Raw genomic sequence first — 19665 nt, 5'->3', positions numbered from 1 at the left:
GGGGAATGGCATCGAAGAAGGTCTGGATTGTCGGCGCTCGCGACACGTGCGACATCGTGGTAGATCAGCCCACGGTATCTGGCGAGCATTGCCGTCTGGAATTTGATGAAGGGCGAGTCTTCATCGAAGACCTTCAATCCACCAACGGGACGTTCGTCAACGGCGAGCGGATCTTCAAACGCAAGCAGATCCATCCCGATGCCCTCGTCACACTTGGCAAGAGTGTCACGATGCCGATGCCTTCGCAGCTTAGTACGCCTGCGGCGCCTCCCAAACGTCCAACTCCACCCCCTGAGCCTTCCCCGCAAAACACGGAAGAAGAACTCTCGTTTCCGCTCCATTTGCTGATTGGGAGTAGCGTAGCCGCAGCGGTTCTCGTGCTGTTGGTCGTGCTCGTCATTGTGTTATGGGGTGGCAATTCCGATCCAACGATAACAGATACTGATTCGACAAGCATCGAAAACCAGGACGATGGCAGTACGGCAGCCAACACCGTCAAAATAGATCCATCCCAGAGTAATCCAGTATCTCAGACCGTGACGCCGACGGGTAAACGGGAAGATGCCATTTACGTGATTGCCGTGGCCAACGCCGATAAGTCGCAGATCTTTCGGATTGGAACTGGCGTCGCAATTGGGCCGCATACCATTTTGACTTCCAGTACGGTGAAAATGGTGTCGAAACTACTGAGTGAGAAGTTTCCGCAAGTGATCTTACTTGGAGACAAACAACTTACGATCACCAAGTTTACGCCTCACCCTACTTATGTCGCCTCATTTGAAGAGGCTGAACAAGCCAAAGCGAAGTTCGATCAGATCTACGCCAAGATCGAATCGACCAACATGGATCAGCTCTCCGACGAACTGACTCAGACTCTCGAAGATGCATATCGCAATTATATGATCATTGCCGAGAAACCAAGCCATTACGACGTTGCGGCCATCCAAGTTCAAGAGTCGTTGCCGTATTGGCTGCCAATTGCCAAAACGGCCTCGCTGACACCGAAAGAGCGATTGACCTTGCTTGGCCACGGTTACGACCGTCTCGCGCCGTTCTATCCTCCTAACAATCCCTTGCCGATCACTGAAACAACCACGCGTGTTCGCAACACCAGCGGTGTCGCGGGAGATCTTGCAAACGCTCGCTTGGTCATCGCTGGCTTCGATTCAGCCGATCAAACTAATCTTCACCTGGAAACGAACTGGAATGGATCTCCGCTGCTGAATTCACAATTCGAACTCGTCGCACTCTATTCACGCCCTACGCCCGAACTCACCTTAGGCACGCCGCCAACGGGTCAGACGTTCGATGCCACGGTGGTGATTGATGTGATGCCGTTTGTCAGCCAATTCACCAACAACTAACTTGTGCTATTGCAGGGGAAAGAAACATGATCCGTCGACTGATTCGGTGTTGCCTCGTTCTAGGAGTAGCGGCATGTCCGCTGCAACTAGCGGTAGCGCAAGTGGTCATTAATGACGACAATCAACGACCGTTTGTTTACTCGCTGTCACCGCACATGGAAGTTGGTTTGGTATTCGGTCAGGCCGAGTTGATTCGTGCCCAAGGGGAAGCGGCTGTCGACTACCAGACAGCTCGGGCGATCGCTGCGGAGGCCTACGACAAGGAACTCGATAACGCTCTGAAAACGGTCGACATTTACTTCAAGCGTCGTGAGTTGCGTGACGCCAAAGTATTGAAAGACCACCTCGACGAAGCGGACAAACAAAAAGCACGTGCCCTCCGTCGATTGGTCGACCACCCGGATCTGACCGGCGAAGGTATCACCAACGGCAACGCCCTAAACACAATGAAGGAAGCCCTTCGGTCAAGTGTTCTCTCGTTCGCCTATCTCAATGACGACTATGAAATCGCCGACTTGATGTCGCGACTGCAACTATCACAAGATGATCTGGCCAATATCAACTTGAAACTCACCAATGTCCGTGGTGAAACGGGAACGTTCCGTGCCGATACAGGTCAGCTAAGCACTTTCCAGTGGTGGCCGCAGCTGCTTCGAGACGAACGCTTTAAGAGCGAACGAGAAGAGATCGAAGCGAACCTAACGGCCATTCGTCAAGCGGCCTCGCAGCAGACGGAAATCAGTAACGAATTGACCGCCAATCTGGAAAATTCAATTCTGGCGTTAGCGAACAAGTTTTTCGCCGAAGTTGACGGACAAGAGATGGCCCGCAAAGGGGTCCAAGATTATTACGTCTACCGCGAATCGGAAGCTCATTTGCAAAGTCTTTCGCACGCGGCACGTCGTTTGAAACAAGTCGGCAAGGCAGACGGCGCATTGATCATGAATAGCTACAATCCGGCCGTTGACGGAAAGAACTTAACGGCACTGCTTTCTTATATGGTTCGCAACGGCGTTGAATTCGCCCCCCCAGAACCGGGCAACGAGAGCACCTACAACAAGTTGTTCGAGATGGCCAAGAGCCTATATGTTGCTACCTCAGGAGGTGACGGCACGCTTTAAAGCTCGACCACCAAAGTCGCTTAAACAAGCTTCGGCCCAAGGCCGCCGCCGAATCACTCGGAGGCCGTCTTGGGCTTTTCTTTTGTGAAGCAATACAAGATGGCTGGCAGAATCAGCAGGTCGCAAAGTAAAGCGATCATTAGTAAACCGAACATCAGCCAGGCAAAACGCGAGATGGGCGTGAAAGGACTTAGCGAAAATACCAACAGGCCGAGACTACAAATCAACGACGTTTGCGTCATCGCCAACCCGCAGTGTTCGTAGGCCAAACGAGTTGCCTCTTGACAGGTTTTCCCGGCGGCCAATCCTTTTCGAAACCAGCTGATGAAGTGTAGCGAATCATCTACCGCGATTCCCAAGGCGGCACTTGCCGTCAGTAGCGAGCCAATTTCGACCTGAACCCCGAGAAACCCCATCGTGCCGAATGCCAAGAGTGTCGGCAGAATATTCGGGACCATGCTGAACAAGCCTGTCAACACGTTTCGTAGCAAGATCATCATGATGCCGGCGATCAGAACGAAGGCCAGACCAAAGCTCTTGATCAAGTCATTGAGCATTTCGCTTTGTGCTTTAAAGATCAGTGGTACAGAGCCAGAATAGATCGGTTCGACTTGTGGTTGATCTGCGAGAGCTTCATCAACGGCATGACGTATACGTTGCATCAACTCGCCATAGTGAAGGCGATCAGCGGCGCGCACCCGGGCACTAATCCGCCACAATTCGTCTCCGTCCTCAATTCGCAGATAGTTCATTGCAACGTAATTCGAAAGCTGACTTTCTAGCTTCTTTCGAATGGTGGCCCGCTGAATCGACGCACGCCATCCCTTCAATTCCTTGTCGGGAATGACAGGCGCGAAGGTCGCGGCCGACATCGTCGCCGAGATATCATCAACCTCTTCCAGCGATTGCTGGACGTGCTCGACAATACGGAACTGTTCGTCGGTTTGAATCTCGGACGGATCTTTGATGCGCAAAACGACTTCGATCGGAATCAATGGTCCGACGTTCTCTTCCAGCCAATCGTAATCGCGAAGTATCGGTGCGTTCTTCCAAAAAAGGTCATGCAGCTGCGCAGATGTTGAGATCTTCTGCACACCAACGAGACATCCGCCAATAACAGCCAACGAGCCGATCAGAATCCCCCAACGCAACTTGAAGATCGCGTGGGAAAGAAACTCCCACAGCGGTCGCAATCGAGATGTTTTTTGTACTCCTTGATGCCACGCAGGTGGATTAAGTGGGAACTTGTACATCGCTGCAGGTAACCAGATCAACAACACGAAGGCTGCTGCGAGAATGGATGCCGCCGCATACACACCAAAGTTTGCGACCGGTCGAATATTGCTGATCGCAAGCGACATCATCCCCACGGCCGTCGTTCCTGCTGAGAGCAAGCAAGGCACGAACGCCGAACGAAGTGCCCAGCCTACCGACTCATACGGCGAACGCTCCACCAACGATTCACGGTAGTAGTTCACCACGTGGACGCCGGAGGAAATACTGAGCACGTAAGTCAAGTTCGCGACCAGCGTCAATACCGAATCCATTTGCTGGCCACTGTAATACATAATGGCCATGCTCAGTTGTTCGCAGAAAATGGCGAGCACAAATACCATTAACGTTGCTCGCAGGCTACGAAAGCCAATTCCCATGATCACGATGCAAACCGCAAACGACCCGAGATTCAGCATATCGAGCGAACTCTTACTGGCCTTGTCGATTGCTACTCCGTCCCGTGTTGTTCCGGCCACTACCAGATCGTCACGACTCAGCCCTTCGACACGATCCACCGTATCGTAGGCAAAAGCCACGGCACCAGCGCGGTCGTATTCGCCCTGCTCCGAGACAATCGCAATCACACAAGTTTGCTCGAGTTCGGGACCAATCAGCCAACCTTTGAGGCGATCGAGTGCGATCTCTCGTGGCAAGTCGAGCGGATCAGACGTCATCGAAGACAATGCCTCTGGTCCCGTGACAACTTCACGAAACCAGACAATTGGCTGATCCCCAGAAGAGTCTTCCTGTTGAAGCTCCTCCGTGAACCGCATCACTCGTGGATCGTCGAGCGTGCATCCTTTCCAACTGATCATCAACAATTCGTCGGTGCCGAATCGCTCGTGAAACCAAATCAGACGCTTTGTTTCGTCGAATGACTCCGGCAGCCAATCCTCGACGCGATTCTTGATACTGTCCCAAGCACCCTTCGTGCCGTACATAACGACCGGGGTGATGGTCAAAAAGAAAGCCAGGATGAACCAACCGTATCGATCCTGCCACGCAGATTGAGACATTGCCGAAAAACCAAGGTGCGTTGATCAAGTGGTGAAGAAAACTCGCGGACCGAACCATTCACGGTTTTCGAGGAAAGAGCATAACACATGCATCCTGCTTGAAATAGGATGAATTAGAAAGCCAATTCTCCCAGGAAGCCCTGAATACCTTTGTTGCCCATGAACCTGCAAATCGGACAATGGCGGATCGACATCCTCTCCGGAGGAGAATTTCTACACGATGGCGGCGTACTTTATGGCGTCGTCCCGAAGAGCATCTGGGAGAAGACTCAACCAGTTGATGAACAGAACCGGGTACATTTGGCAATGCAGTGTGTCCTTGCCCGAAATGGCACGCACACCATCTTGGTGGATACCGGACATGGTGACAAACTCTCTCCACTCGATCGAAAGTCGCATGGCCTCATGCCGGGCTGGGCCTTACGGGAAGAGCTAATACGTGTAGGAACGCAGCTGGAAGATATCGATACGGTGATCCTTAGCCATTTGCACTGGGACCATAGTGGAGGAGCAACCAGCAAGTTTCCTAGCGGAATCGGACCGACATTCCCGAACGCTACCTACTATGTTAATCGACAGGAATGGGCCGACGCGGTTTCTGGTGATATCACCGTGTCTGGCGGGTACGTCGAAGACGACTTCCTACCCTTGGAAGCCTCTGGAAAGCTGAGTTTGGTAGATCATCTGCAAGAGATTGTGCCTGGCGTTCAAGTTCTACAGACGGGTGGCCATACACGTGGGCATCAAGCGGTATTGATTCGCTCCGCGAATCAAGGGCTTCTCTTCCCCGGCGATATCGCGGCCACGTCGGCCCACATTCGGCGAATGTGGTGTACGTCTTACGATCTCGACCTCGCTCGGACACGACAAGTTAAAGCCGAACTGTTCGGGTACGCGGCGGACCACAGCTATTGGGTCGTGTGGAACCATGACAAGGATTGTCCCGTCAGCAAGGTTGAGCGACATCCTAAGCGAGAGTTCATGGTGGTAAACAACACTCGTTAGACGCACTTTTTTCTGTCAGTGCGGTCCGCGTTCTGATCTTCAGCTGACTGCGTCGATATCGAGCTTGCGAAATTCTCCGCCGATCACAATCTGTTTGAGGGATCTTCTTAACCCTAACGTAACAGCTTCTGAACCTGGCGAGGTCACAAGACTGACACGCACCACCCTGGAGGGGCACAATTTTTAATTCTTGCCCCATCAATTCATTGCATTTTCCCTATCTTATGTAATCATAGATCCGCTGTAATAATTATCCCCACCCACATAACCCACAAAGACCATTCTATCCGTACAGTCTGCATAGTTTGCGCAGGCGGGTATTCGCATTAACCAACCATGGATACCTGAGGACATGCTCGACCGCTAGTTCTCGGGCCTACACAAGATGGAGTTGACGTAAATCACCAGTGGTTTGGCCGCGTCGAAGGAAGCACGCCGGCCAGGCATCAGGATACGACAATGTCGATGAAGACCGATCGAACCGATATCCCGGTCGCGATTGTAGGTATGGCGTGCCGACTGCCAGGCGCCGAGAACCTTGACCAATATTGGCAGCTCATTTCTCAGGGAAAGTCAGCGGTCGGCGAAGTGCCCGCTGATCGCCTGAACCGCGACATCTATTATCATCCCGAGAAAGGTACGCGCGGTAAGACTTACTCTACCAAAGCAGCGTTGTTAGCGAATCGGCAATTCCATTGGGATCGCTGCCCGATTCCAAAGGCGCTCGTTGATTCGGTCGATAACACGCATCTCTTGATGACCGAAGTGGTCGCCGACGCGTTTCGTCACGCAGGCTACGACCCATTCGCCCTGAAAAACCGCAACGTTTCGGTTTTTATTGGTCACGCGCAAGGCAGTTCGCGACTGGGCGAGATTACGTTTCAGACCTATCTCGATGAAGCAATCGCCCTACTGGAACAGACGCCCGGTTACGATCAACTCCCTCCTGCGGAACGGCATGCGATCGAACAAGAAATCATCGCCGATCTACTGCAGAATCTTCCCAGCGGTCCACAAGCAACACGGCATCTCAACTGCAACATGGTCGCTGGTACCGTTGCCAAGGCGTTTGGTCTCGACGGATCGTGGCTGGCGTTGAATTCGGCCTGTGCATCTTCCCTTCATGCGATGCTGATGGGTGCTCGCGCGCTGCAGCGTGGCCGGGCTGATGCCGTAATCGTCGGGGGCGCTTCTGACTGCAAAGCAGACTCGCTGGTTCTTTTTTCCAACGCGCAAACCCTCACCAAAGATGACAGCCGTCCGTTCGACTCCAAGGCTGATGGCCTGGTGATGGGCGAAGGTTACGTGGCTCTGGTCATGAAAACCCTCGATCGGGCGATCGCTGATGGCGATCCCATCCAGGCCGTCGTTCGTGGCCTGGGTGTTGCCACCGATGGACGTGGCAAGAGCTTGTGGGCGCCACGCAAAGAGGGCCAGATGCGGGCGATGCGTCGCGCCTATCGAAGTGGTGCCGATGCCTCGCGTCTCCAATACCTGGAATGCCACGCCACGGCCACCCAAGTTGGTGATGCCACCGAACTTGAGACCTTGCGAGAAGTGCTCGAACCCCAATTCACGCCTGGCAAGAAGATTCCAATTACGAGTGCTAAGGCCAACATCGGCCACACGCTGGAAGCCGCTGGCATTTCCGGCATGATCAAGGCCGTACTCTGTATGCAGAATCAGCTATTTCCAGCGGCGATCAACATTCAGGAACTCAATCCGAAAGTACCGTGGGCCGAGTCTCCTTTCTTCGTTCCCATGCAGCCAGCGAAGTGGGAAACGCCAGCCGACGGAGGCCCTCGTTGTGCCGCCGTGAATGCCTTTGGCATCGGTGGATTGAACATGCACGTGGTCATTGACGAGTACGTTGGTCAAACGACGCAACAGATCACCGGCGTAACACAGCCCAAGGAAGAAACGCCTGAAGATCGCGCGATCGCCGTGATCGGCATGGGATGCATTTTGCCCGGCGCCGATCAACTTGACCAATTCTGGCAGCTCATTCAATCAGGCACCGATCCTAAGAGTCCTCCACCGGAAGGTCGTTGGTCACCGCAAAACCTCGCTAAGGCAGCTGCCAAGGGGCTCGTCCCACGTGGTGGTTTTATCACCGATTACCAGTACGACTGGCGCAAACACCGCGTTCCTCCCAAGCAAGTTCTCGAAGCCGATCCGCTGCAATTCATGTTCCTGGATGCAGCCGAGAAGGCGCTAGCCGACGCCGGGTACGACCGCGATTCAATCCCGCAAGAACTCGCCGGAGTCGTTGTCTGCACGGAATTCGGTGGTGATTTTTCCGATAATCTGGAAATGGGCCTGCGTCTACCAGAAATGCAAGCCATGCTCGCCAAACGCCTTGCGCAGCGGGGCGTGGCAGCCGAGCAAATCGAATCGATCAGCGAGAACTTTGCGAAACTGCTTCTCAAAAAATGGCCGGCACTCGTTGACGAAACCGGTAGTTTCACCAGCAGCACGCTTGCTTCGCGTATCAGCAAAACACTCGACCTCAAGGGTGGCGCGGTTGCGATCGACAGCGGCTTGACGAGCGGCATGTCCGGCATCGCTCTCTGTATCGATTCGCTTCTGTCCGGCGATAACGATCTGATGATCTGCGCCGCGGGCCAACGTCGGATGGGGCCGACCATGTACCAAGGTCTGCAGGACGCTGGCTTGCTAAGTAGTGACGGCCAAGCGAAAAACATCTGGGAAACTGGCTACGATGGGGTGGTGCCTGGCGAAGGGGCTGGCGTAGTCGTCCTCAAACGTTTGGCGGATGCACGGCGCGATGGTGATAAGATCCGCGCCGTGATCCGTGGCTTTGGTGTTGCGACGCACGACAACTCTGCCGAAGCAATGCGAATCGCGATCGAACGATCTTCGCAAATGGCCGGTATCGATCCGTCTGAAGTCGAGTTCATCGATGTGGAAACGGACGAAGATCCTACGAACGCTTCTTTAGCTCTCTCAACGCTCAGCTACTCGCACGTTCCCGCGGACCGTCAGCAGCCGTTGAACATTGCTTCGGCGACATCGCAGTTTGGACAACTGGGTGGCGGTGGTCCGATCGTTGCATTACTGAAAGCGGTGCTCGAATCGCAGAACCATGAAGTGGGTCAAGGCCTTGGTCTTCAATTGGGTGATGGACCGAACTTGGAAACATCACTCCGTGGCACGACTAAGATTGGGCGCCGCGGAGTCGGCGGTGTGGCCAGTTGGTCGAAGGGACAAGCGTTCTACCTGTTGCTCGACGACGGCTCGCCGATGCCGCCGAAGACTCCGGCAGCTCAGCCGGTCGATACGACAACCGCAACCGCATCGAGGCCGAAAGTCGTTCGTATCGGAGCAGACAACCTGGAGTCTCTAAAGCAAACAATTGTGGCAGCCGATGCCACAGCCCTTTGGCAATTGCCCGACACCTCTTTCCAAGCGAAAGACAACTCACGCTTAGCGATTGTCGCGGATAGTGCTGATAGTTTGGCCAAGAAGCTTTCTCTCGCCTCCACGCAACTGGGCAACGTGGCAGCCCGTCACGTACTCGAGCAACAGGGAATCTTCCAGCGCGATCGTCTGATCACGGCTCCTCGAATCGCTTTCCTGTTTCCAGGACAAGGTTCGCAGTACGACGGCATGCTTCGCGACTTGGTCAAGCAATCCCCAGCGGCTGGCAAGATGATGGCCGAAGCAGATGCTGCCATGCAGCGTCAAGGATTTCCAGCGTTCAATCAACTCGCCTGGACCGAGCCCAGCCAACTTGGCAAAGATGTTTTCCAAACGCAAATTGCGATGCTGCTGGCTGACTTGATCTGCCTTGCAGCAGTCAAGGAATGTGGCATTCAGCCAGACCTAGTCCTAGGACACAGTTACGGCGAGTTCCCAGCGTTGTACGCCGCCGGAGTGTGGAGTCTCGATGATGTCATCCGCATGACCAAGGCTCGCTGCGATGGCATTCTTGCGACCTCGAAGAACGACGCGGGTTTGCTCGCCACGACCGCACCTCCGGCAGAGATCAAAGCGTTGATCATGGATTGTGGTTGCCAGGCCTACCTGGCGAACTTTAACGCTCCCGATCAGACCGTGGTCGGTGGGAAGCTGATCGCCCTCGAACAATTGGCAACTGCCCTCAAAGCGAAATCGTATCCTGCGCGAATCCTCTCTGTGCCAGCAGCGTTCCACACGCCGCTTATGGCCGGCTCCAGCCGCCTTCTACAACAAGCATTGGAAGCAGGTACGCTCAATCCGCCGCAAACCGCGTTCATCAGCACGGTCGACAATCAGCAAGTTACGGACGTAGCTCGCATTAAACGCAATCTGGGTGTGCAGCTGACAACTCCGGTGAAGTACGCACCGCTCATCGAAGCGCTGTCACAGGAAATGCCGACAGTTTTTATCGAAGTCGGTCCTCAGCAAACTTTGACCAAGCTCAACCGCAAGATTCTGTCCGCCGACGCCAACACGATTGCAATAGACAATCCGAAACGAAGCGGCTTAGAAACCTTGCTCGGCGTTCAAGCATTGTTGGAATGCTTGGGTGTCGGAGAATCACCCAATGTGTCGGCCGCCAACGCGTCGACTTCCTCAATTCCGAATCCCGCGACGCCCCAGGGCGCTGCGTCTTCCGCTGTGACTTCTTCTCAAGAGATGAACCCGATGGACGATATTCCGCATTTCGACGCGACCGAACGTCGCCGAGCGAAGATGCGTGGTGCATCCGATCGCCCTGCCGCGAAGCAGGCGACTCCGGTTGCCCCCCCTTCTCCGCCTCAGCCGGCCGCGCCACCTGTACAGCCGCCTAGTGTGCCGCAACCGGCTGCGGCCACATTCTCACCTCCGCCGATCTCGCCGCCAGTGGCTCCCACGCCACCGGCTCCGGTTGCACCATCTCCGGCAATGCCGTCCGCCATCGCGAACGGCTCGGCAGCACATTATCAGAACGGATCGGCTAACGGCACGTTGGCAACACCGCAATCTGCTTCTGCCCCCGCAGTTGCAAAAACCGATATCGGAGATTTAGAGAAGTTCCTAGTCAACTTCGTAGTCGAACAAACCGGCTATCCACCGGAAGTGGTCGATCTAGATGCGGATCTGGAAGCGGACCTCGGCATCGATAGTATCAAGAAGGCCCAACTCTTCGGCGAATTGCAGGAATACTTCGAGATTAGCACCTCGGCAACCGAGTTGTCCCTCGATGACTTCCCCACTCTTCGTCACGTGGTCGATTTCCTCTCGACAAACGGTCAAGCTACTTCAACTTCCGCATCGCCGGCCGTCGAATCGCCTGCTCTGGTTGCTACGGCTGTGGCGCCGGTTGCTCCGCAGCCCACCGCATCCACCCCCTCGGCTCCGACGGTTGACACTCCGCAGCCAGCCACTACGCCGACGAATTCCGGCACTAGCCCAGCTGAACTGGAATCGTTCCTAGTGAACTTCGTCGTTGAGCAAACCGGCTATCCACCCGAAGTGGTCGATTTGGATGCCGATCTCGAAGCCGACCTAGGTATCGACAGTATCAAGAAGGCCCAGCTCTTTGGCGAACTGCAGGAATACTTCGAGATCAGCACTTCGGCAACCGAGTTGTCCCTCGATGACTTTCCCACGCTTCGTCACGTGGTCGACTTCCTTTCGGCAAACGGTCAGGCAACGGCCACAACACCGACTGCCGTCGAACCGCCACCGATTGCCGCGCCGCCGGCTCCCGTCGTGGCAGCCCCTGTGGTTCCTCCGATTCAACCGCCGGCTACGGCACCTATCCCAGTGGCGTCTCCCACTGATACATCGGTCGTGTCTAATTCTGGTGAAGCCAACTCGGCCGTCGGTACCAGCCCCGCCGAATTGGAATCGTTCCTGGTCAACTTCGTGGTCGAACAAACCGGATATCCACCGGAAGTGGTCGACTTGGATGCGGACCTGGAAGCCGACCTCGGCATCGACAGTATTAAGAAGGCCCAGCTCTTCGGCGAATTGCAGGAATACTTCGAGATCAGTACTTCGGCAACCGAGTTGTCGCTCGATGACTTCCCAACTCTTCGCCATGTGCTGAACTTCCTGTCAGCAAACGGACAACCTGTCGCCGCGACCTCGAACGAAAACGAGGCAGCGTCTTTTTCCCCGGCCGCTCCGGCGCCGGCCAGGGAACCTAATCAAAATGCGCCGGCCGTGACTTCGAATTCCATGGATTCGATCGTCGCGGACGAAGAGTTAGATACGGATTCGGGCGTGTCCGTCCCCATGGAATTATGCGGAACGCCTTACGAGATTGGCTATGGTCATGGAATGCAGTATCGCGGCGAGATTCGCCGCATTCTGCAGACCTATGCTGAATGCGTTGGCTTGTCGATCGATGAGTTGCCCGGCTCGGTCCGCTGCGGCCAGGCCTACGGTCTTCTTTCGGCAGATCAACTCGACGAATTGCAAGGGATTGCTGACGCCGTCGAAGCACCGCTGAGCAACCTGCTGGCGCATCACTTTGCCATCGCTGACGTACTCGGCGAAGTGGAACAAGTCGCAGCCACGGCCTCCGAGATCGGCAGCCTATCGCACGGCATTCGCGTGTCACCGACCGCGTTCGGACCACTCCGCGATGCCCTGCAACTGGTAACCTTCGTACGAGTTCCACATTCGGGATTCCCTCACCTCGTGGTGGTTCCCGTTGGTACCGTCCTGCCGATTGGTGGCGTAAACTCATACGGGCTTGCTGCCACGATCGATCGTGACCCCGAATCAGGCCAGCCTGAATTCCCACTCAGTGATCTGCTCGAGCGAAGTGCGGACTTAGAAGCGGCATGCGACGTCGCCGCTGGGTCTTCCACTTCGCATTCGGCAACAATCACGGTTTCCGATCGACAGGCCGATCGCATTGCTACGCTCGAGCTATCGCGTGATGGCATCACCATCACCAGCGATAGTCCCATGGTTCGTGTCGGTTCACGACAACTTCAGATGGCTGGGATGTCTGACGACTCGTCCTCGACGGCATCCGAAAACGAACTCCCCATCGAATCTGCTGAAGACACACTCTCAGTAGAGTTAACTTGGCAAACTGGCGAGATTGTTGTCAAAACACACATCGTCAAGCAGCAAGTCGAGACGTACAGTGTCGCCGCTTTATTGCGTAGGTCTGGCTCGGCAAAAGTTTCTCCCAAACGCGCTAATGACTCTGCTTTAGCTTCGTCCAAGGTGACCGCTCGGTTCGAGTTGGAGATGATCAATGCTCCAATTTCTGCCGATGCCCCAACCCAACCAACCTGGCACGGATCGGCGATCGTATTAGGAACAGGGGAAACGGCCTCCGCATTGATTGCCAAGTTGCAGGCAGACGGAGTCACGGTTTATCAAATCGAGAACGTCCAAGATCTGGAAACTGCGGTTTCACAAGTTGAAGAGATTTGCACCGTTGGTTCCGCTCCGCACTTGTTCATTACCACGGGTCGCGATCCGGGCCAAACGATACGTTTCCCGAACGAATCGCTGTGGAACAAGCAAAAATCGGCCGCGATGGAAACGCCGCTGTTCGTCTGCCAGAAATGGCTCGCGATTGCGGACAAACAAGGTTGGCTCGACAAGGCAACAGTGGTTGCGACGACCGCCATGGGCGGCGACTTTGGTTTTTCCCAAGGTGCGACCGCAGCCCACGGAGGAGCATTGACCGGATTAATGAAGGCGGTCTTCATTGAATATACGGTCATGCGAGGGGGAAAAGGCCCACGAGTCAAAGCGTTCGATACGGCACAGCAAGACGATCCACAGCTCGTCGCCGATAACATCTTCCGCGAACTCGCTTCCGGAAACCTCGATTACGAAGTCTCCTGGTCAGGCGGGACACGTTGCGTTCCATACGCGGTGGATAAGTCCGCCCAACCAAAGTCGAGCGAGTCGCATCTTCCACACGGAGTTTGGCTCGTTACGGGTGGTGCCCGCGGTATCACCGCAGTTTGTGCACTGGAACTCGGCAAGCGTTACGGGGTTCGCCTGCACCTACTCGGGACCAGTCAACTTCCCCAAATCGATCCCGCGTGGCGAACACTCGATGAGGCCGGTCTTAAGAAGCTGAAAGCGGACACGATGATCGCTGCTCGCCAAGCAGGTCAACCCGCGCCGCAAGCTTGGGAAAAGGTGCAAAAGGCTATCGAAATCGACAAATCGATGAGAGCCTTCGCGGAAGCTGGCGTTTCGGCAACATACCATGCTTGTGACGTCTCAAGCCGCGAATCACTCGCAAGCATTCTGGCCGAGATTCGACGTACCGACGGGCCCATTGCCGGGATTTTGCATGGTGCAGGCATCGACAAATCGTGTCGTTTCGAGAAGAAACGGTTCGATGTTGTGCATGCGACAATCGGCGCGAAAGATGGCGGCATGGTTCACCTTGCCGCGCTTACCAAGTCCGATCCGATTCGTCACTTTATTGGCTTTGGTTCCATCGCTGGTCGTCTGGGAAGTTTCGGCCAAGCCGATTACTGTCTGGCCAGTGATTTGCTTTGCAAGTTGATGGGTGCCTATCGTCGCCAACGTCCTTGGGTGCGCAGCGTCGGTTTCCATTGGCATGGTTGGGATGAAGTCGGCATGGCGGCCCGTCCTGAAACGCAAAGCGTGCTTCAAGAGAAAAGTGACCTGACGCTGATGCCCTTAGCCGAAGGACTTGAACATTTGATCCGTGAGATCGAAGCCGACACACCACGTACCGAAGTCCTGATTACGGAACGGCGGCATTGGCAACGTTTCGCCGACGGTTTGGGCAAGTTGGCCGAAAGCCGCAGCGACGCGTCCCCGTCTCGCCAGTCAGCTAATCCCGAGGTGTGCCTAGGCCCAGCAGAAGCTACGGTTGAACTTCGCACGCAGCGATGCGAATTGAAGTTGATTGATGCACCGCTATCGCCTAATAGCCCGAAAGCAACGACTTTCGATGCCCCTGTTTGGATCCTCGGCGACAACAGCCTGGCAATTGAGCTAGAAACAACATTGCAAGCGGGCGGAGCAGAGGTCTATCGCTTCCCTCCGGGTAACGATCTCGATACCACACTCGCTTATCTTGAGGGGCTGCATACCGAGCGACCAGCGAAAACATTGTTCCTGACCACCAGTCGAGATGAGATCGCCAACGATTGCCTCTCGCCTGAAACGATCGAACAACGTCGACAAGAAGGTATCATTACGCCGTTCTTCGTTACACAAGCTTGGTACAAACGGCTGGCCAAGTCGCCCGACACGGATGCAGGAACACTCGTTGCGGCTACCTCACTTGGAGGTGACTTCGGATTTCAAACTCCAGTTGCGGTTCCCGACGGGGGTGGTGTGGCTGGGTTTGTCAAATCGATTCACATCGAGGACTCTCGCCGCGAGCAACCATTGGCTCGATGCAAGGTGATCGATACCCCGGCAGGCGAGCTGACCAGCAATATCATCTCCGCCATGCTTCGTGAAATTGCTTCCGATCGGCCGGAAGTGGAGGTCAGCTGGACCGGTGACGTTCGCCGTGTCGTTCGTCCCATCCCGACGGATCTTCCCGTTGGTCCCCTCGCAAATATTCCCATCGGAGGCGTATGGGTTGTCACTGGTGGGGCACGCGGAATCACGGCGATCGCCGCCCGCGAACTTGCTCGCCGCTACGGTTGGAAGTTGCATTTGTTCGGCAAGAGCCCTCCACCTCTCGAGAACGCCCCTTGGCGAAACTTCGATGAAGAGCAACTCAAGACCTACAAGACGCAGATCACGCGTCAGGCCGTGGCCAATGGACAATCGCCGGGAGCGGCATGGGATCGGGTGCTGAAAGATTGTGAGATCTTTACGAACTTGCAGAAGTTTGCCGAAGCCGGAGTGACCGCCACCTATCATCAGTGTGATGTAACCAGTCGCGAAGAATTGGCCGCCGCGCTCGACAAAGTTCGGGCAACCGATGGCGGCGTTACCGGATTGGTGCACGGTGCTGGCCTCATCGAACCAGGTCGCTTCGAGCATAAACGGGTCAATTTTGTCGAGAAACTCGTCCGCACAAAATTCGATGGACTGATGCATCTTCTTGCGTTGACCAAGAACGATCCGCTCACCCATTGCATAGGATTCGGTTCGATCAGTGGCCGCTTCGGTGGCAACGGGCTCAGCGATTATGCTGCCGGTAATGACTCGATGTCGAAAGTCCTCGACTGGCATCGTGCCGCTCGTCCCGATTGCACCACATTGACGATCCACTGGGAATCGTGGGAAGGGGCCGGCATCGCCACTCTGTCTCGCTTTGCGTGGGGTCCTCGAAGTGTGATGAAAATGAAATACATGCTTCCAGAGGAAGGTGTACGTCGTTTAGAAGAAGAACTCGCTGGCGGCACTCAGGCGGAAACGCTTTATACGTTTGGTGATTTCTATCCAATGTTCTATCCAGCCGAACAGTATCCACTGGGTGAATTTCAACCTCGCAGTGGCGAAGCGGCAGGTGATGTGCCGCTGATCGAGACCACGCGTCGTGAAGGGGACGAACTTGTCGGCGATGTGCCGCTAAATCCGACCACGGATCCGTTCCTGGTACAGCATCGTCTGCGTGGCAAACCCATAATGCCAGTTGTCGCTACGCTTGAAGCACTACGCGAAGCGGCTGCCCTGGCGAGCGGCAAACAGGTGATCGGATTTCGAAATGTCGACATGGTCGATGGACTCGTCTTTCATACGGACAACCTACAAACCGCCCAGGCTCGAGCGAGCATGCAAGGCGAAGACGTTGCGCACGTTCGTTGGACATGCGACTTCCGAAATCGCACGGGTGGCCTGATCCAAAAGGATCGCCTTTACCTGGAGGCCGAAGCGGAAGTAGCGGACGGTCCGGCGAACATTACATTCTCACTTCCGGCGTTCCCGACCGAGTGGCACGCGGTGCAGTATCCGGAAGATAGTGCGATCTATCATGGTCAGCCTTTTCGCTGCCTCGAGAACATCAGCTGCGACGCGACTTCCGGTTGGGGACACATCCTCGCCCAACCCCTTGTCGATCTTACTGGAGAAGCGAAGCGAGAAGGATGGATCATTCCGTCCTGCGTGCTTGACTCGGCACTTTATGCCTGTGGATGTCATCTCTATCTGCATGGCCAGCAAGCAGTATCGCTACCTCGCAGAATCGCCCACCTAGAGCTCGGTCGTGTCCCTGCTGATGGAGAGAATTGCTATGTCCACTTTACTTGTCGTGAAATTGCCGAAAAGTCTGCCCTGTACGACATGATCGTGGTTGGACAAGACGGTACCGTCATCCTCAAAGCGACCGGTTACGAAAAGGTCATTTTGATGCGTGGAGGTGTCGCATGACCTTTGCTGCACCTCGCTTCGTTCGTTACGTTGCGGATGCCAGTCGCCTGCCGCTGCCTGGCACACTAAATTGGCTGACCGTCGCCGAACGAAGCGAACTCGATTTCTGGAAGAACTCAATTCGTCGTACGCAGTGGTTATCCGGGCGTTGGCTGGCCAAACGGATGATCAGCCGCAGCGTGACAATATCGCAGTTGTCGCGAATCGAGATTCTATCGCGTGATGCGAACGGTCTTGGTACACGGCCACGTATTGCGATAGATGGAAAACGGCGGCACGCATCCCTTTCTATTTCACACGCTGGGCAATCGATTCTTGTCGGCTGGTCTAGGTCAGGCCGTCGAATTGGGGTCGACTTGGCGGTCGACGTACCTCAGAACAAGACCTTCCATACCGCTTGGTTTTCCGCATCAGAACGTGACTGGATTGATGTTCAGCCGAAACAGCGCACTCCTATCATTTGGGGATTGAAGGAAGCGATTTTCAAAGCGTGCGGTGATACCCACAAATGGAACCCGGCAGCAGTAACCGTGGACTCGTTCGATCACAACTTGGTCCGAGCTGCCCTACGTGGTAAGCGACTGCCTCGATTTTCGACATGGATTCGCTCTAACCACAACGGTACGGCCGCCGTCGTTTGGCAGACTCAAGACAACACGGAGGTTGCCTTATGTTCTTAAGTACAGAACACCATCCCCAGATACTTCCGCGAGATTCGTATACGAGCGAAGAATTCCTAAAACGTGAAGTTAACAAGCTCCTACTTCCGACTTGGCATGCGGTCGCCCTGAAAAGCGAACTGCCCCAGGACGGTAGCTTTGTTACCTTCGAGCTCTACGGTCGCCCGCTCATTTTGTGGAATTCGGGGGAAGACATTCATTGCTTCCTAAATGTTTGTTCGCATCGTTATTGCAAGCTGACCGACAAAATCTGCGGCACGACGGATCGTTTGAATTGCCAATACCATGGTTGGCAGTTCGATGAGACTGGAAATGTTCGCAAGATCCCAGATGCCAAATCGTTTCGCCCGTTGAAGCAAGGCATGTTGGGTTTGAAGAAGTATCGCGCCGAATGCTGCGGCGAATTGATCTTTATCAATCTCGCGGACGAAGGGCCCTCGTTGACAGAATTCCTGGGTGAAATGTATCAGACCTACGCGTCTTGGTTCACTCCCGAAATGCATACCGCGATCACGCTGACGCGAACAATCGACGCGAACTGGAAGTGCCTGATCGAAAACGCCCTTGAGTCTTATCACACAACCGAAGTTCATCCAAAGACGTTCGGCGAGTCACCTACGGAGGAACAGTGCGAGCATACACTCGACGACTGGGGAAGTTCACTCACGGTCGACTTTCACGAGGAAAAGTCATTTCGCACGACGCTCGACAAGTTCGGGCACTTGTTGGTTGGCCGCGATCGGAATCCAATCTATCGCCATGTCGCTCACTATCCGAACGTGATGATCGCCCACCTTTCGCTCTACCGTTGGGTCGAATGCATCGTACCGTTGTCGGCGCATCAATCCCTTTCGATCGTCCGCCTGATGTGCCACGTCGGCCGTCAGGGTCAAGTGCGTCGATTATGGAACCGCTTCTTAGTTAGCCGTTGGGCCAATGACTTTCTCTGTCAGGTTGGCGAAGAAGATGCCCAGGTATTGGCTCAAATGCAAGCTGGAATGCGATCAGTCGATCAGCCGTTGGGCGGTTTGATCTCAACGCGTGAAGAGCGCGTTTACCATTTTCAGAATTATATTGATCGGGCTATGAACCCTGATCATGCCCATACCAAACGAGATACCATTCCCATTCGTTACCAAGGAAAAACATCATGATCGACCTGACGGGGAAAATTGCCCTGGTGACCGGCAGCTCCCGCGGCATGGGACGTGCCTGTGCGTTGCGTCTGGCCGAAGCCGGGGCCGACGTTATCGTCAACTACGTTACCTCGCGAACGGCTGCCATGGAAACGGCCAAGGAAATCCGCGCAATGGGGCGTCGTTCGTTCGTCGTGAAAGCCGACGTAAGCCAGAAGGACGATGTCGAATCGATGATGGAATACATCGGCGAACACATTCAGCAGCTCGATATCATTGTCAGCAACGCGGCGACTGGTGGATTCCGCCCACTGCTTGCTGCTAACGAAAAACATTTTGAGAACACCTACCACACGAATGTGTTGGCAATGCTGTATCTCGTTCAAGGCGCGATGCCGCTGCTTGAGAAAAGCCAAGGCCGAGCCAAGGTGATCGGAATCAGCAGTCACGGAAGCGACATGGCGTTGCCATGGTACGGGCTGATCGGAAGTTCCAAAGCCGCCTTAGAAAGCCTAGCACGTCACCTAACACTGGAAGTCGGCGACAAGGGAATTAACGTCAACATCGTGAAATCAGGTCTTGTCGAGACGGATTCAACGAAGCGTTTACCGGGTGCGGATCAAATGTTCGCGCACCGGAAAGACAAGACCATGATGGGCGAACGGATGCTCAGCATCGAAGACATTGCCAACGCAGTTGTCTTCCTCGCATCTCCCCTTGCCGACTTGATCCAAGGGGAAACGCTCGTCGTCGATGGCGGAGCCGCCGTTCACGTTTAATCGAAT

General features: G+C 54.9%; 8 protein-coding genes. 7 read left to right on the top strand and 1 reads right to left on the bottom strand.

What is annotated here, in order from left to right; translation table 11 throughout:
- Positions 1 to 5 precede the first annotated feature (5 nt).
- Complete coding sequence (locus tag C5Y83_RS27300; RefSeq protein WP_158262543.1) at positions 6 to 1364, top strand: FHA domain-containing protein; 1359 nt, start codon at positions 6 to 8, stop codon at positions 1362 to 1364.
- A gap of 26 nt (positions 1365 to 1390) precedes the next feature.
- Positions 1391 to 2485, top strand: coding sequence for a hypothetical protein (locus C5Y83_RS27295; protein ID WP_105332945.1), 1095 nt, complete (start codon positions 1391 to 1393; stop codon positions 2483 to 2485).
- A gap of 53 nt (positions 2486 to 2538) precedes the next feature.
- On the opposite strand, the gene C5Y83_RS27290 is transcribed toward C5Y83_RS27295, so the two are convergent.
- The gene (locus C5Y83_RS27290; RefSeq protein ID WP_105332944.1) at positions 2539 to 4776 is read right to left on the bottom strand and encodes an efflux RND transporter permease subunit; all 2238 of its coding nucleotides are present in this window, start codon (positions 4774 to 4776) and stop codon (positions 2539 to 2541) included.
- 159 nt (positions 4777 to 4935) lie between these two features.
- On the opposite strand from C5Y83_RS27290, the gene C5Y83_RS27285 reads away from it, so the two are divergent.
- The 5 genes from C5Y83_RS27285 (at position 4936) to C5Y83_RS27265 (ending at position 19659) form a co-directional block, all read left to right on the top strand.
- On the top strand, positions 4936 to 5781 hold the full coding sequence (locus C5Y83_RS27285) for an MBL fold metallo-hydrolase (RefSeq protein WP_105332943.1): 846 nt from the start codon (positions 4936 to 4938) through the stop codon (positions 5779 to 5781).
- 459 nt (positions 5782 to 6240) lie between these two features.
- Positions 6241 to 17064, top strand: coding sequence for a type I polyketide synthase (locus C5Y83_RS30035; protein WP_105332942.1), 10824 nt, complete (start codon positions 6241 to 6243; stop codon positions 17062 to 17064).
- Positions 17061 to 17744: a 4'-phosphopantetheinyl transferase family protein gene (locus C5Y83_RS27275; protein ID WP_105332941.1), complete on the top strand. Its 684-nt coding sequence runs from the start codon at positions 17061 to 17063 to the stop codon at positions 17742 to 17744. The genes C5Y83_RS30035 and C5Y83_RS27275 overlap by 4 nt, the downstream gene beginning before the upstream one ends.
- The gene (locus tag C5Y83_RS27270; protein WP_105332940.1) at positions 17735 to 18898 is read left to right on the top strand and encodes an aromatic ring-hydroxylating oxygenase subunit alpha; all 1164 of its coding nucleotides are present in this window, start codon (positions 17735 to 17737) and stop codon (positions 18896 to 18898) included. Before C5Y83_RS27275 ends, C5Y83_RS27270 begins: the two co-directional genes overlap by 10 nt.
- A complete protein-coding gene (locus C5Y83_RS27265; RefSeq protein ID WP_105332939.1) occupies positions 18895 to 19659 on the top strand; it encodes an SDR family oxidoreductase in 765 nt (254 codons plus the stop codon). The genes C5Y83_RS27270 and C5Y83_RS27265 overlap by 4 nt, the downstream gene beginning before the upstream one ends.
- Positions 19660 to 19665: the final 6 nt, after the last annotated feature.

Source organism: Blastopirellula marina (assembly GCF_002967765.1).
GTDB classification, from domain to species: Bacteria; Planctomycetota; Planctomycetia; order Pirellulales; family Pirellulaceae; genus Bremerella; species Bremerella marina_A.
The sequence above is the reverse complement of the archived record's forward strand: the minus strand, read 5'-3'. Positions and strand labels throughout refer to the sequence as shown.

Coding starts and splice junctions, on each gene's coding strand:
- C5Y83_RS27300 (WP_158262543.1), top strand. CDS start 6: ATGGCATCGAAGAAGGTCTGGATTGTCGGCGCTCGCGACACGTGCGAC.
- C5Y83_RS27295 (WP_105332945.1), top strand. CDS start 1,391: ATGATCCGTCGACTGATTCGGTGTTGCCTCGTTCTAGGAGTAGCGGCA.
- C5Y83_RS27290 (WP_105332944.1), bottom strand. CDS start 4,776: ATGTCTCAATCTGCGTGGCAGGATCGATACGGTTGGTTCATCCTGGCT.
- C5Y83_RS27285 (WP_105332943.1), top strand. CDS start 4,936: ATGAACCTGCAAATCGGACAATGGCGGATCGACATCCTCTCCGGAGGA.
- C5Y83_RS30035 (WP_105332942.1), top strand. CDS start 6,241: ATGTCGATGAAGACCGATCGAACCGATATCCCGGTCGCGATTGTAGGT.
- C5Y83_RS27275 (WP_105332941.1), top strand. CDS start 17,061: ATGACCTTTGCTGCACCTCGCTTCGTTCGTTACGTTGCGGATGCCAGT.
- C5Y83_RS27270 (WP_105332940.1), top strand. CDS start 17,735: ATGTTCTTAAGTACAGAACACCATCCCCAGATACTTCCGCGAGATTCG.
- C5Y83_RS27265 (WP_105332939.1), top strand. CDS start 18,895: ATGATCGACCTGACGGGGAAAATTGCCCTGGTGACCGGCAGCTCCCGC.